Source organism: Alienimonas sp. DA493 (genome assembly GCF_043951915.1).
Lineage (GTDB): Bacteria > Planctomycetota > Planctomycetia > Planctomycetales > Planctomycetaceae > Alienimonas.
The window spans coordinates 1-13,777 of sequence record NZ_JBINJD010000002.1 but is presented as its reverse complement, the minus strand read 5'-3'; the positions used below and the strand labels follow the sequence as shown (position 1 = coordinate 13,777).

The window sequence follows — 13,777 nt, the reverse complement described above, 5'->3', positions numbered from 1 at the left end:
TCAATCTTCACCGCCGGCACGGCCCGTTCAAGCGGTTTCCGCTCCCGGGGACCAGCCGGCCGCCCCCCGAGCGAACCCGACCGGCAGGACCGGCGCCGCCGCGCGGCCCGTCACACGGCGATCCCCCGTCACACGGCGATCTTCTGGAACTTGGTGCGCGTGGGGCCGACGTCGCCGTCCCGCTCTTTCTTCATCCGCTCGTAGAGGTCGTAGTTCCCCTCGAACCAGGTCGTTTTGCTGTCGCCCTCGAAGGCGAGGATGTGCGTGGCGATCCGGTCCAGGAACCAGCGGTCGTGGCTGGAGACCATCACGCAGCCGCGGAAGGTGAGGAGGGCCTCCTCCAGCGACCGCAGCGTGTCCACGTCGAGGTCGTTCGACGGTTCGTCGAGCAGCAGCAGGTTGCCGCCGCTCCGCAGCAACTTGGCGAGGTGCACCCGGTTCCGCTGCCCGCCGGAGAGCGTGCCGACGAGCTGCTGCTGGTCCGGCCCCTTGAAGTTGAACTTACTGGCGTAGGAGCGGGCGTGCATCTTCTGCCCCCCGCCGAGCTCGAGGATGTCGTGCCCGCCGCTGATCTCCTCGTAGACGGTTTTGTTCGGGTCGAGGTCGGCCCGGCTCTGGTCGACGTAGGCGAGCTTCACCTTCTGGCCGATCCGCAGGGTGCCGGCGTCCGGCTCCTCCTGCCCGGTGATCATCCGGAACAGCGTCGTTTTGCCGGTGCCGTTGGCCCCGATGACGCCCACGATGCCGCCCCGCGGCAGGCGGAACGTGAGGTCGTCGTACAGCAGCTTGTCGCCGTAGGCCTTCCGCACGCCCTCGGCCTCCACCACCAACTCGCCCAGCGGCGGGCCGGGGGCGATCTGGATCTCCGCCGTCTCGTCGGCGAGGTCCACCTTGGTGTCCTGCATCTGCTGGAAGCGTTCCAGCCGGGCCTTGTTCTTCGTGGCGCGGGCCTTCGGGGTGCTGCGGACCCACTCCAACTCCTGCTTCATCGTCTTCTGACGCTTCGACTCCTGCTTCTCCTCCAGGGCGAGGCGGGCCTGCTTGGCCTCCAGCCAGGCGGAGTAATTGCCCTCGAACGGCAGGCAGCGGCCGCGTTCGATCTCCAGGATCCAGCCGGCGACGTTATCGAGGAAGTACCGGTCGTGGGTGATCGCCACGACGGTCCCCTTGAACGCCGCGAGGTACTTCTCCAACCAGCTGACGGAGGCGGCGTCGAGGTGGTTCGTCGGTTCGTCCAGCAGGAGGAGGTCCGGCGAGGAGAGCAGCAGCTTGGCGAGGTACACCCGCCGCTTCTCGCCGCCCGACAGCGGTTCGATCAGGACGTCGTCCGGCGGGACGCGGAGGGCATCCTTGGCCATGTCGAGGGTCCGGTCGATCTCCCACAAATTTTCCGCGTCGATCTGGTTCTGGACCTGGTCCAGTTCCTTGAGCGTCTTCTCCATCTCGTCCGGGGGCAGGTCCTCGGCGAGCTTCATGTTCAGGTCGTTGAACCGCTCCAGCACGGCCCGCTTGTCGGCGACGGCCAGCTCGACGGTCTCGGCGACCGTCAGGGAGCCGTCGAGGTCCGGTTCCTGCTTGAAGTAGCCGACCGTGACGTCCTTCATCATCAGACCGGCATCGCCGTCGAAGTCGCGGTCCTCGCCGGCCATGATCCGCAGAAGGGTGCTCTTGCCGGCCCCGTTGACGCCCAGCACGCCGATCTTCGCCCCCGGGTAGAAGGCGAGGCTGACGTCCTTCAAAACCTCTTTGTCGTCGTAAACCTTGGTCAGGTTTTCGATCTGGTAAATGTACTGCTGACTCATACTGTCTCAGAACCGCCCCGCCGTCGGCGGGGGTGAGGAGAGGCTGGGAAAGGCGATGCGGCGGCGCATCGTAGGATCGGGCGCCGAGACCGCAATGCGGTCGGCCCCGCGCGGTCGGTCCGCGAGGAGTCGCCGGGGCGAACGGCCGTTCGGACAGGGAGGCCGCGGCCTACCGCGGCGTGCGTTGGGCGAGCGACAGGGCCAGCGGCGTCTGGGTCGTCTGCACGCCGTCGCCGTTGGGCACCCCCTGCGGATTATACCGGGCGAACTGCCGCTGGGTGTCGGCGCGGATCGCCTGGAACACCTGCGACCACGTTAACGGGCGGTCGAGGTTCGCCTCCACGACCCGCTCCAGGGAGCCGGTGAACAGGGAGCCGGACCGCTTCGGGTAGACCATCGAGAACTCGTCCCTCTCGCTGGAGGTGACGTCCACCACGCCGGTCGACTCGAAGAACAGCGACCGCATCAGCGGCCGGGTCCGGTCGTTCCAGACCCGGGCGGCCGCCGCCGGCTCTTTGCCCGTCCACCGGGTGTAGCAGGTGTCCGAGATAAGCACCGTCAGCCGAGCGTTGTGCTTTTTCAGCGCCGCCAACACGGACGCGCGCCTCAGCTCCGTATTGCCGTGGGGCATGTGGAACAGGTGCCCGGCCCGGTCGGTGTAGAGGCCGTGGCCGGAGTAGTAGAAGAACACCGCGTCGTGGGGAGCGACCTTCAGGGAGCCGATCCGGGCGAGCACGTGCTCCGCCGTCATCCGTTCCCGCCAGGCGGCGGAGCGCTCGGAGAACTCCTCCACCTCGATCAGGGCGTTGTCCACGTTGCTCTCCACGAGCGAGAGCACGTTCAGGCGGTCGGCTTCGCAGTCGACGCCGATCGACTTGTCGAACTCGTCCGTGATCGCCAGCACGTGCAACCGCGGCGTTCGCCAGATCGCGTCGACGATCGCCTGCGCCGCCGGCGGACTGTGCGTGCAGTTGGGGTCGTCGACCAGGCACTGGGCGAGCTTCATCCCGCACCCGCACGGGCAGGCCGTCTCCCGCAGTTTGACGACGGCCTCGTTGGTGCGGGTCGTTCCCAGGTGATCCGTCTTCACCCGGGGGAAGGCCATGGCCGTCCGCCAGTCCGGCCGGTCCGGCGACTGTCCGAGGCACTCCGCCGCGGTCGGCCCCAGCGCCCCCCACGAGGCCGCGGCGAGCAGGAACGCGAGACGCTTCGACATGACGGCGCCTGGGGACGGGGAGCCGCCCCGCCCGACCTCACCTCAAACGCCGCGGCGCGGCCTGTCAACAAGCCGTCGCACGACGGGGAGCGGAAAGCGCAAACCGCCCGGCGGGGCCCGGACGGTTCGGTCCCCCGCGGCCTCAGTCCGCCGCCAGCGCGCGGCTGATGCGGACGGTTTCGTCCACCAGTTCGATCACCCGCCGGGCGACGTCGTCGTTGGTGACGCCCCACTCCTCCTCGGCGACCTCCCCGAACGCCTCGCCGAGCGCGTAGACGAACCGCGGCACGACGATGCAGCGGAAGTCCAGCATCAGGCTGTTCGTCAGCCCCATGGCGCTCATGTAGCTGCCGTGCCCGCCGGCGGCGAGCAGCAGGCCGACCGTCTTGCCGGTCCAGGCGGCGCCGGTCAGTTCGACGAGGTTCTTCGCCGCCGCGTTGACGTCGTAGTTGTACACGGGAGCGGCGAACAGCACCGCCTGGGCCTCGGCGACGAGTTTCGCGGCCCGGACGGTGTTCGGGTGGCCGTAGGCCTCGGCCCCGTCGCACATCGGCAGCGGGTCGGCCCGCAGGTCCAGCGTCTCGACCGTCTCCCCCCGCTCCGTCAGACGGGCCGCACAGGCCGCGGCGAGCAACCGGCTGCGACTGGTCGGGCTGAGACTGGCGGAAACGACGAGGTACACGGGGCGCGACGGGGAGACGGTGGAACGACGGAGTTGGCCGATCCTAACGCCCCCGGCACGAATACCAGCCCGCAGCGCAAGCTCCGGTCGCGAGTCGAACTGCGGCACGCAGTCGAACGACGAAGAGGACCGGCGACGCGTGGCCGATGCTTGCGCATCCGGCTGGTACGAGGTCCGGCCGCCCCGCGCTCAGCCGAAGCGACCGGTCACGTAGCTGTTCGTCTCTTCCAGCTTCGGGTTGGTGAAGATCGACTCCGTCGGCCCGTACTCCATCAGCCGGCCGAGGTACATGAAGGCCGTGTATTCGCTGATGCGGCTGGCCTGCTGCATGTTGTGGGTGACGATCAGCACGCTGTATTCGCCCTTCAGGCGCTGGATCAGGTCCTCCACCTTGCCGGTGGCGATCGGGTCCAATGCCGAACAGGGTTCGTCCAGCAGCAGCACCTCCGGCTCCGCGGCGATGGCCCGGGCGATGCACAGGCGCTGTTGCTGACCGCCGGACATGCCCAGGGCCGACTCCTGCAGGCGGTCCTTCACCTCGTCCCACAACGCGGCGCCGCGGAGGCTGCGTTCGCAGACCTCGTCCAGCACCCGGCGGTCCCGCTCGCCGTCGATCCGCAGGGGATAGACGACGTTTTCGTAGATGCTCATCGGGAACGGGTTGGGCTTCTGGAAGACCATCCCCATCCGCTTGCGGAGTTCGATGACGTCCACGCTGCGGTCGTAGATGCTGTCGCCGTTGAGGGTCATGTCGCCCTCGATCCGGACGATGTCCAATAAATCGTTCATCCGGTTCACGCACCGCAGCAGGGTGCTCTTGCCGCAACCGGACGGGCCGATCATCGCCGTCACCTGCCCCTTCGGCACGTCGAGGCTGACGTCGAACAGCGCCTGCTTCGCCCCGTACCACAGTTTGAGGTTTTGCACCCGCAGGACGTGCTCCTCGTCGGCCAGTTCGGGGTGGACCTCCGCCGGGACGACCTCCCCGCGGGCGATCGCCGCCATGCGGTCCGAGGGCGGCTCCGCGGGCGGGGCGCCGGCGAGGATCACGTCGTCCGGGTTGCCGGGCGATCCCGCGGTCGAGCGGGCGGCGCGGGCGTTCGGCGGGGCGAGCGGATGGGCGACCAAGGAATCAACGTCGAGGGAGGAAGGTGATCCCCGCCGCACGCGGGCGGCGAGGAGGCAATCGACAACGACAGTTTAGAAGGAGGCGGAGACGTAACGCCGCCGCAATCGGGCCCGCAGCCACATCGCCGCGAGGTTCAGCGCCGCGACCAACGCAATCAGGAGCAGCATGGTCGTGTAGACCATCGGCCGGGCGGCGTCGCCGTCCGGGGCCTGGAAGCCGAGGTCGTAGATGTGAAAGCCCAGGTGCATGAAGCTGCGGGAGGGGTGCACGAAGGGCGGGTCGAAGTCCACCGGCAGGGCCGGGGCGGTGTTCACGGCGCCGACCAGCATCAGCGGGGCGACCTCCCCCGCCCCGCGGGCCACCGCGAGGATCGTGCCCGTCAGAATGCCCGGCAGCGCCCGGGGCAGCACGATGCGGCGGATCGTCTGCCATTTGCTCGCCCCGCAGGCGTAACTGCCCTCCCGCATGCTGTTGGGCACCGCGGAGAGCGCCTCCTCCGTCGCCACGATCACCACCGGCAAGGTCAGCAGGGCGAGGGTCAGCGACGCCCACAGCAGCCCGCCCTTGCCGAACGTCGGGTCCGGCAGGCGTTCGGCGTAGAACAGTTGGTCCACGCCGCCGCCGATCAGGTAGCAGAAGAACCCCAGCCCGAAGACGCCGAACACGATGCTCGGCACCCCGGCGAGGTTGTTCACCGCGACCCGCACCGCGGACACCACCACCCCCTGCGTGGCGTACTCCCGCAGGTACAGCGCCGCCAGCACGCCGAAGGGGACCACAGCGAGGGTCATCACGAGCGTCATCGTGACGGTGCCCCAGATCGCCGGCCAGACGCCGCCGGCGGTGCCGGCCTGCCGGGGTTCCTCGCTGAGGAACTCCCACCACCGCGACAGATACACGCCCAGCCGTCCCCACCAAGAGAGGGCGTTCGCCCGGTAGCCGCGGACGACGTCGGCCGTTTCGATCTCCACCTCCCGGCCCTCGGCGGTCCGCATAACGAGGCGCTCCGCGGCGTTCTCGGCGGCCAGCTTCGCCATCTCCTGTTCCCGCGGGGCGTTCTGCAGGGCGTTCCGCCGCCGGGCCGCGGCGTAGGCGGCGACCGCCGACCGCAGCGGCTCCGGCTTCGCCGCCAGTTCGGTCCCCAGCCGTTCCCGCTCCGCACGGGGGAGGTTCGGCCGGGCGAGCGATTCCGCCAGGGAGCGGCCGAGTTCGCCGGTCCGCATCTCCGCGGAGCGGACCCGCAGCCGGGCCTCGTTGAGGCTCCGCCCTTCGTCGCTGATGGCCTCCTCCAGTTCCTGCCGCCGTTCGTTCCGCTCCAGCGCCGCGGGGCGGAGCCGCTCGAACGCCGCCCAGGCCGCCTCCGGCCCCTCGAACGCGCCCTCCGGCGAGACGAGCCGCACCGGTTCGCCGAGGAACCGGCCCTCGTTGGCCCGCTCCAGCACGACGGCCCACGGCGGTTCGGCCCGCGATCCGGGGGCGACCTCGAAGGCGTTGACGTAGGTGAAGGTCGAGCCGGTCTCCCGGCGGTTGTCCGTGCGGAGCAGCACGCGGACGGCCTCGATCGTGTCTTCGCCCTCCGGAAACGCGGCGAGGGCCGCCGCCCGAGCTTCGGTCGGCAGCAGGGCGACGGACGCCCGCCGCAGTTCGAACGTCTCCGTGCCGTACGGCTCGCCCAGCAACACGTCGCCGTTGCGGAGCGTCACCCGCACCAATTCCCCGGGCCAGAAGGTGCCGACGCCGTTCCACAGGATCAGGCCCAGCAGGCCGAAGATCATCGTCAGGCAGATGATCAGCGCCGCCCCGGACAGCCAGACCGCCGGTTCGCCCCCGGCGACCACGCTGCGCGCCGGCCCGCCCCGCACGCGGCGGGCGGGCAAAGCGGCGGGGGCGGGGCGGTCGCTCATGAAGGGCTTTCGTTAGCCGTCCTCTTCAAGAGGACGGCTAACCACAGTGAGGGGGGGGTCAAATCTGCGAGACGCGTTTGCGGAACCGCAGCCGGACCGTCTCCGCGGCGGTGTTGACGACGAACGTCATTGCAAACAGCAGCAGGGCGGCGAGGAACAGCGTGCGGTAGTGCGTGGTCCCGCGGGCCGCCTCGGGGATCTCCGTGGCGATGTTCACCGCCAGCGTGCGGAAGCCGTTGAAGGGGTTCACCTCCGTGATCGCCGTGCCGCCGGCGGCCATCAGCACGATCATCGTCTCCCCAACGGCCCGGCCCAGACCGACCATCAACGCGCTGAACAGCCCGCTCATCGCCGCGGGCACCACCACGCGCACGGTCGTCTGCCAGGTCGTCGCCCCGGCGCCGAGGCTGGCGCTGCGGAGGCTGTCCGGCACGCTGCTGAGGGCGTCGTCCGCCAGCGTGTAGACGATCGGGATGATCGTGAAGGCCATCGCGAAACCCACCACCACGGCGTTCCGCTGCTGGTAGGTGTCGACGATCTCTCCCCGCGGGTCCCAGGGCGAACCGGCGATCAGGTTGCCCGCCGCCGACAGCCCCCACGCCGCGCCCCAGGCCAGCCCCAGCGTCAGCGCCACGCTGCCGAGGAACGTGGCCACCCGAAGCCAGGCGAACCGCCCCCGCTTCCAGCCCCGCGCCCGCCGCACGATCTTCGGCGTCGCCCCGTACGCGGAGCCCAGCCCCACCGCCAGCGCGGCCAGCGGCAGGGTGAGGAACATCCAGGCCCCCACCGGCGTGCCCGCCCGGCCGTCGAGCCAGAACTTCACGTCGCCGGCGAACAGGGCCTCCTCCACCACCGGGGCGGCCGCGCTCGCGGCCCAGACCCCCAGGGGCAGGCACGCCGCCACCGCCGCCAATCGCCAGCGGCGATACCGCAGGGTGAGCGGCTGCGGCAGAGCCTGCCAGACGTACGCCCCCAGCAGCACGGCAACCGGCACCGTCACGATCCCGCACATCGCCGCCACCAGATATCGCTCCACGAACGGTGCGAACGCCACCGCGGCGAGGAATCCCAGCACGACGCTCGGCAGGCCGGCCATCACCTCGACGGCGGGCTTCACCTTCGCCCGCACCGGCTTCGAGAGGTACTCGCCGGTGTAGATCGCCGCCAGAATCCCCAGCGGGGCGGCGAACAGCATGCTGTAGAAGGTCGCCTTGAGCGTGCCGAAGATCAGCGGCCACATGCCGTACTTCGGTTCGAAGCCGACGCCGGCGCCGGTGCTCTGCCACTTCGCCTCCGGGCCGGGGCCGCCCTCGTACCAGACCGGCAGGAACAGGCTCGCCAGCGTGGCGTCCGCCGCCCCGGCCTGGAACGCCGCCCGGCTCAACCCGACGTCGCCCCCGCCGCCGGAAAGGGCGTAGAGGAAGGACCGGTCCGACCGCGGCGTGATCGTCACCGCCGCGGCGGGGCGCTCCAGTTCCGTCTCGCCGACCACGTTCTCCACGGTCGTCTGCACCACGCGGGCGGTGCCGTCGGCGTAAGCGATCGCGGCCAGCCGGTCGACCGGACTGGGGCCGATCGCCGTCACCGCCGCCGGGCCGTCGGGATAATTCTTGGCGGCCGTGAGCGACCGGGCCCCGCCGGCGGCGGCGCCGCGGGAGGGAAACCAACCGGTCGTCACGCCGGCGTCGTCGCCGACCAGCAGCGTGCCGCGGCCGACGGCCCATTCCAGCGCCGTCAGGGTGCGCCCCTCGTCGACCAGCCGCAGCGTCTCGGAGAACTTCGGATTGCGGGCGTTGCGGGTGTTGAACCGCACCGCCCGGCCGTCCGGCCAGGCGGCGAGGGCCTCGGAGGCCCGGGCGGCGATCCGCACGAACGTCGGCGGCCCGTCCGGCAGGTCGGCGCTGCCGGGGATCGTCAGCGGAGCCACGTCCCGGGCCGTCAGCTTCGAGCCGGAGCGGCGGAACGGCAGGAACTTCAGCCCCTCCCCCTCCACCCAGCCGGCGACCGCCGGGCCGCTGCGGGACTCGTACACGCCCAGCGCCCGCACCGGGCCGTCGCCCAGCGAATAGGCCTCTTCGTCCAGCGCCGCGACGACGGTCTGCACGCGGAACCGGCCGCCGCGGGTCGCCTCGGCGACGGCGCCGACCGCATCGTCGCCCTCCGCCGGCACGGGCGTCGTTTCGCCCTCGGCGAGCTTGCGGGCCTCCGCCGGCAGGGAGGCGGCCGGACGAAACGCCGAATCGAACCGCATTTCGCCCAGGCGCACGGTCCCGTCCGCGAAACCCACGGCGACCATCGCCCCGTCCGGGGCGGCGGTGACGGCGGTCGGGGCCTGCTCGGCGAGCCGCTTCGCCCCCAGCCGCTCGCCGGTGCGGGCGTCCAGGGCGACGACCGTGCCGTCGGCGGCGACGGTCGCGGCGGCCACGGCGAATTCGTCCACGGCGAACCGCACCGGCGCCTCGCCGGCCGCGACCGTGGCCGCTCCCCCGGCGGCGTCCGGCGCCGGTTCGTCCCCCGGCAGGACGCCGTCGGCCGGCTCGATCACCGGGGCGTCGGCGGTCGCGGTGCGGGGCGTGTCGCCGCCGGTCAGCGTGGTGGGGGTTTCGAGGTCGCCCGGGGTGAACAGCGGGACGACCTGCCAAACAAGCACCAGCCCGACGCCGAAGATCGCCAGAATCGTGCCGACCCCGCCCACGGAGATCAGCGCGGACGCCAACCGGTCCGCCCAACGGACGGAGGCTTTCGTCTTACGGTTCCGCCGACGCCCCGTGAAAGAGGTGCCGGCGGCGGGATCGGACTGTGTCATACCAGCGGGCGCCGACAGGTCAGTTGTCGGCGTCTTCGGAGGACGCGGAGGCGACGGGAATGGCGGCGCCTTCCAGTTGGGCGGCGGCTTCCTCCGCCGACACGGGGAAGTACCCCGCCTGCACGACCTTTTGTTGGCCCTGCTTGCTGAAGACGTACTTCAGGAACTCCGTCGGCAGGGGCTCCAAATCGGCGTCCGGCTTCTTGTTTACGTAAATCAGCAGGAAACGGGCGAGGGGGTAGTCGCCGGTATCGGCGTTCTCGACGCTGGGCTCGAAGTATTCGCCGCCTTCCTCGGCCGCCAACGGCAGAGCCCGCACGCCGGCGGTCGAACCGCCCACGCCGCTGTAGCCGATGCCGGCCGGGTCGTCGCTGACCGCCTGCACGACGCCGGCGGTGCCGGGCTGCTCCTTCACGGCGTCGCTGAAGTCGCCGTCGCCCAGCGCCACCTCCTTGAAGTAGCCGTAGGTCCCGGAGGCGCTGTTCCGACCGTAAAGGCTGATCGGCCGCTCGGCCAGCGGACCCTCCACGCCGACCTCGCCCCACTGCTCGATCCGCTCCGGCCGACCGAGGTTCCGGTTGGCGCTGAAGATCGCGTCGACTTCCGGCAGGGTCAGCCCCTCGACCGGGTTGTCCTTGTGCACGAACACCGCCAGCAGGTCGCGGCTGGTGCGAATCTCCGTGGGCGGGTAGCCGAACTTCTGCTCGAAGGCCTGAATCTCGCTGTCCTTCATCGGCCGGCTCATCACGCCGATCAGGGCGGAGCCCTCGATCAGCGCCGTCGGGGCGGAGCTGCTCCCCTTGCTTTCGATTTCGAAGTCCACCCCGGGGTACTCCTCACGGAAGCCCTCGGCCCAGTAGTCCATCACGGCCCGCATGGTGTCGGAGCCCTTGGAGATGATCGTCCCGCTGACCGCGGCGCCGCGCTCGTAGTCCGGCAGATTCGGATCGACCGGCACGGCGTCGCCGGCCGGCGCCGCGGCGGGGGCGCCGGGCGCCGGGGCGGTCTCGGCGGAGCCGGTCGCGGGATCGACGGCCGTCACGGTCGTCTCCGGCGTGCCCTCGAGGGCGTCGGTGTCGGAGGAGCAGCCGAGGGCCGTCAGACCGACCAGCGACAGGGCGAGCAGAAAACGAAGCGGCGGGCGCGACATCGGGCGGAAGCACGGGGTGGGGGTTGAACGCCTCAGACCCTACCCGCGTCCGGCGAACCGCGGCACGGTCCTCGGCGAAGATTATGTGAAGACGCCGCCGCCGCCTCCCCCAGACCGCCCGACCGGTCCCCGCCCGATCTCCCGCCCCGCCGCCGATTGCCGCCCCGGCCGGCTTGACCGCGGAGATCGCCGGGACACAATGCAGGCCCAATCGCATCACCCCGCCGGACGGCCCTCCCCCGGGAGGCGGTCGCGGCGGGAGCCGGGAGCTCCCCCGGGTGCGGCGGGCGCGTCGTGAACCGGGTCAGGCCTTAACCGGAGCAGCCCTAAGTGTCGTGTCCGGGTGTGCCCGGGGGCGCGTTCCCCCCTCTTTCCGCAGCGTTGCGCCCTCTGTTCGCAGCGTCGCGCAGGCGTTGACGGCGATCCGCGGACGCTGGGCGTCCCTGCGGCCGGCGCCTATCCTTGGGATATGGCCCCGCCCGTTCCCCCCGATGCTCATCCCGCAGGCGAAGTCGCCGCCGGGTCCGACCAACCGATCCCCGTCGCCGAAGGCGTGCTGATCACCCCGGCCGGGGAGGTGAGCGTCGACGAGGGCCTCACCGAGATCCTGCTGGACCTCGCGGAGACGCTGGAAGAGCGCACCGGCCGGCCGGTGGACGTGGAGCACGTCGTCGCCGCGGTCGTGCTGGCGAACCGGGCGGGCAAAATCGGGTCCGACCGACGGCTGCGGACCGGCGACGACCTGTTGCTGATGGCGTTGGCGCCGCAGATCGAGGCGGTCTTCACCCGCTACGGCGGGCTCGTGGCGGAGCCGGGGGCGGACGAGGACGCCGCCGACGAACCCGCCCCCGCCGCGAACGCCCCCCCCGCCCCCGACGAGGCCGCAGACCGAACATGAGCGACTCCGCCCCCGGGTCCGCCGCCGCCGCCGACGAGGCCGCGGAAGCCGCCGCCACCCCGCCCGGGCCGGAACTGCGCATCGGTCGCATCACCGTCTTCCCCATCAAGAGTCTGGACGGCGTCGAGGTGGACGCCGCCGCGGTGCTGCCCAGCGGGGCGCTGGCTTGGGACCGCCGCTTCGCCCTGTTCGGGCCGGACGGCGCCGTGGTCAACGGCAAGCGGGAGCCGCGGGTGCATCGGGTGGCGGCGGAGTTCGACCTCAGCGGGGAGTGCGTCACGGTCGGGCCGCGGGCGACGGGGAACGGCGAGGCGGGCCAACCGGGACCGGGTTCGCGAACCTTCTCCCTGCACGACGACCGGGAGGAGCTGGAGGCGTTCCTGTCCCGGATGCTCGCCCGGCCGGTGCGGCTGCGGGAGGATCAACGCACCGGGTTCCCGGACGACCTCGACGCCCCCGGGCCGACGGTCATCACCGCGGCGACGGTCGCCACGGTCGCCGGCTGGTTCGATCTGCCCCCGGACGAGGTTCGCCGCCGGTTCCGGACGAACTTCGAACTGACCGCCCAGGGCACCGGCACCGCGGAGCCGTTCGCCGAGGACCGGCTGGTCCCGGAGCCGGGGGAGGAGATTGAGTTCTGGGCCGGCGAGGGCCGGTTCGTCGGCGCCCGGGCCTGCCAGCGGTGCGTGGTGCCGACCCGCGACAGCCGCACCGGGGCGGCGCTGCGGGGGTTCCAGAAGGAGTTCGCGGACCTGCGGCGCCGCAACCTGCCGCCGTACGCTCCGAAGTCGGGGTTCGACCACTTCTTCCGTTTGGCGGTGAATACGCGGCCGCTGGGCCGCAGCCGGGGCGGGGGCAACGGCGGGGTCGTGCGGGTGGGCGACGCGGTGCGGATCATCGGTCCGCGGCCGGAAATGGAGCCGGCGGAACGCTCGGGAGCGGAGGAACCGGAGAGCCGGCGGAGCGGCAGAACCGGCAGTTCCGGGAGCCGCTCGCGCCGGCGACGTTGACTTTTCGCCACGCCCCCGACGCCGGCGCCGCGGCGCGGGTAGGCTCCCGGGCCGTCAGAATTCCGCTGGAACGCTCACCACAGTGAGTGTCAAGCGGGGTACACTTCGCACGGCGCAGATCGTTTCAAATATACACCGCCCCGCGAAAGGAGGCCGCCATGCTGGTTCTGAGCCGCAAGAAGGACGAGAAGATCATGATCGGAGAGGACGTCACCCTGATGGTGATCGAGATCCGCGGCGACAAGGTCCGGCTGGGCATCGACGCGCCGAAAGACGTTTCTGTGCACCGCGAAGAGGTGTTCAACGCGATCCGCCGCGAGCGCGACGTGGCCGGCGCCGACGTCTGAGTCGCCCGCCGCGATTTGCCCGTTGCCCGACGCCCCGCCGCCCCCGGCCGGGGCGTTTTTACGTGCGCGGTCCCGAACCGGGACGGACCGACGCCGTCGCGGGGGGCGTCCCCGGAGGGGCGACGCCCCGCCGGCCGTAGCGTGAGGGAGTCTCCCCCCTCACCGCCGCCCCGCCCCGTGTCCGACGCCGCCTCCGACTCCCGCTCCGGCGACGACCGCTGCCGCGTCGCCCTGTTGCTGATTGACTTCGTCAACGATCTGGACTTCCCCGAGGGGGAGAACCTCCGCCCGCACGCCGAGGCCGCCGCGGAGCGGGCGGCCGACCTCAAGCGGAGGGCTCGGGCCGCCGACGTGCCGACGATTTACGTCAACGACAACTTCGGCCGCTGGCGGAGCAACTTCGCCGCCACCCTCGATCACGCCACGCGCGGGGGCAGCCGCGGCAAACGGCTCACCGAGACCGTCGCCCCGGACGAGGAGGATTACTTCGTCCTCAAACCGCGGCACAGCGGGTTCTACCGGACCGTGCTGCAGGAACTGCTGAGCGATCTGGGAGCGGACACGCTGGTCCTGACCGGGATCGCGGGGAACATCTGCGTGCTGATGACCGCCCACGACGCGCTGCTGCGGAACTACCGGGTGGTCGTCCCGCGGGACGCCTGCGCCTCGAACTCCCCGGAACTGAACGAGGCGGCGTTGGAACAGATGCGGCTCGTCTGCAAAGCGGACGTGCCGGACGCCGCCGAGGTGGATTTCGAAGAGCTGAAGCGCCGCGACCCGGACGAGTGCGAGTCCGTCTAGCGCGAGAACGGTCGGAGCGTCCCAGACGCTTC

General features: G+C 71.3%; 11 protein-coding genes and 1 other RNA gene. 5 read left to right on the top strand and 7 right to left on the bottom strand.

Going from position 1 to position 13,777, the window contains the following annotated elements:
- Positions 1-128: 128 nt before the first annotated feature.
- The 7 genes from ettA to ACG2DA_RS00465 all read right to left on the bottom strand — a co-directional run bounded on the left by ettA (position 129) and on the right by ACG2DA_RS00465 (position 10,689).
- Positions 129-1,802 carry an energy-dependent translational throttle protein EttA gene (gene ettA, locus ACG2DA_RS00495; RefSeq protein ID WP_395253490.1) on the bottom strand — a complete coding sequence of 558 codons (1,674 nt, stop codon included), beginning with the start codon at positions 1,800-1,802 and terminating at the stop codon, positions 129-131.
- A gap of 169 nt (positions 1,803-1,971) precedes the next feature.
- Positions 1,972-3,018, bottom strand: a complete 1,047-nt coding sequence (locus ACG2DA_RS00490; RefSeq protein WP_395253489.1) for a caspase family protein — start codon at positions 3,016-3,018, stop codon at positions 1,972-1,974.
- Between the two features lie 142 nt (positions 3,019-3,160).
- The gene (locus ACG2DA_RS00485) at positions 3,161-3,700 is read right to left on the bottom strand and encodes an NADPH-dependent FMN reductase (RefSeq protein ID WP_395253488.1); all 540 of its coding nucleotides are present in this window, start codon (positions 3,698-3,700) and stop codon (positions 3,161-3,163) included.
- A gap of 189 nt (positions 3,701-3,889) precedes the next feature.
- A complete protein-coding gene (gene pstB / locus ACG2DA_RS00480) occupies positions 3,890-4,705 on the bottom strand; it encodes a phosphate ABC transporter ATP-binding protein PstB (protein ID WP_395253540.1) in 816 nt (271 codons plus the stop codon).
- 195 nt (positions 4,706-4,900) lie between these two features.
- Entirely contained in the window at positions 4,901-6,733 is a 1,833-nt protein-coding gene (gene pstA / locus ACG2DA_RS00475) for a phosphate ABC transporter permease PstA (RefSeq protein WP_395253487.1), read from the bottom strand.
- Between the two features lie 58 nt (positions 6,734-6,791).
- Entirely contained in the window at positions 6,792-9,449 is a 2,658-nt protein-coding gene (locus tag ACG2DA_RS00470; protein WP_395253486.1) for an ABC transporter permease subunit, read from the bottom strand.
- Between the two features lie 109 nt (positions 9,450-9,558).
- Positions 9,559-10,689 (bottom strand): PstS family phosphate ABC transporter substrate-binding protein, encoded by a 1,131-nt coding sequence (locus ACG2DA_RS00465; protein WP_395253485.1) that lies wholly within the window; start codon positions 10,687-10,689, stop codon positions 9,559-9,561.
- A gap of 267 nt (positions 10,690-10,956) precedes the next feature.
- Between ACG2DA_RS00465 and ffs the strand changes: the two genes are divergently transcribed.
- From ffs to ACG2DA_RS00440, 5 genes are all read left to right on the top strand, one after another.
- Positions 10,957-11,052, top strand: an RNA gene (gene ffs / locus ACG2DA_RS00460) — signal recognition particle sRNA small type.
- 190 nt (positions 11,053-11,242) lie between these two features.
- Positions 11,243-11,587: a hypothetical protein gene (locus tag ACG2DA_RS00455; RefSeq protein WP_395253484.1), complete on the top strand. Its 345-nt coding sequence runs from the start codon at positions 11,243-11,245 to the stop codon at positions 11,585-11,587.
- Entirely contained in the window at positions 11,584-12,597 is a 1,014-nt protein-coding gene (locus tag ACG2DA_RS00450; RefSeq protein WP_395253483.1) for an MOSC domain-containing protein, read from the top strand. The genes ACG2DA_RS00455 and ACG2DA_RS00450 overlap by 4 nt, the downstream gene beginning before the upstream one ends.
- A 158-nt stretch (positions 12,598-12,755) precedes the next feature.
- Positions 12,756-12,944, top strand: a complete 189-nt coding sequence (gene csrA, locus ACG2DA_RS00445; RefSeq protein ID WP_145359739.1) for a carbon storage regulator CsrA — start codon at positions 12,756-12,758, stop codon at positions 12,942-12,944.
- Positions 12,945-13,121: 177 nt separating this feature from the next.
- A complete protein-coding gene (locus ACG2DA_RS00440) occupies positions 13,122-13,745 on the top strand; it encodes a cysteine hydrolase family protein (protein ID WP_395253482.1) in 624 nt (207 codons plus the stop codon).
- The last annotated feature ends 32 nt before the right edge of the window (positions 13,746-13,777 follow it).

Coding starts and splice junctions, on each gene's coding strand:
- ACG2DA_RS00465 (WP_395253485.1), bottom strand. CDS start 10,689: ATGTCGCGCCCGCCGCTTCGTTTTCTGCTCGCCCTGTCGCTGGTCGGT.
- pstA (WP_395253487.1), bottom strand. CDS start 6,733: ATGAGCGACCGCCCCGCCCCCGCCGCTTTGCCCGCCCGCCGCGTGCGG.
- ettA (WP_395253490.1), bottom strand. CDS start 1,802: ATGAGTCAGCAGTACATTTACCAGATCGAAAACCTGACCAAGGTTTAC.
- ACG2DA_RS00450 (WP_395253483.1), top strand. CDS start 11,584: ATGAGCGACTCCGCCCCCGGGTCCGCCGCCGCCGCCGACGAGGCCGCG.
- ACG2DA_RS00490 (WP_395253489.1), bottom strand. CDS start 3,018: ATGTCGAAGCGTCTCGCGTTCCTGCTCGCCGCGGCCTCGTGGGGGGCG.
- csrA (WP_145359739.1), top strand. CDS start 12,756: ATGCTGGTTCTGAGCCGCAAGAAGGACGAGAAGATCATGATCGGAGAG.
- pstB (WP_395253540.1), bottom strand. CDS start 4,705: ATGGCGGCGATCGCCCGCGGGGAGGTCGTCCCGGCGGAGGTCCACCCC.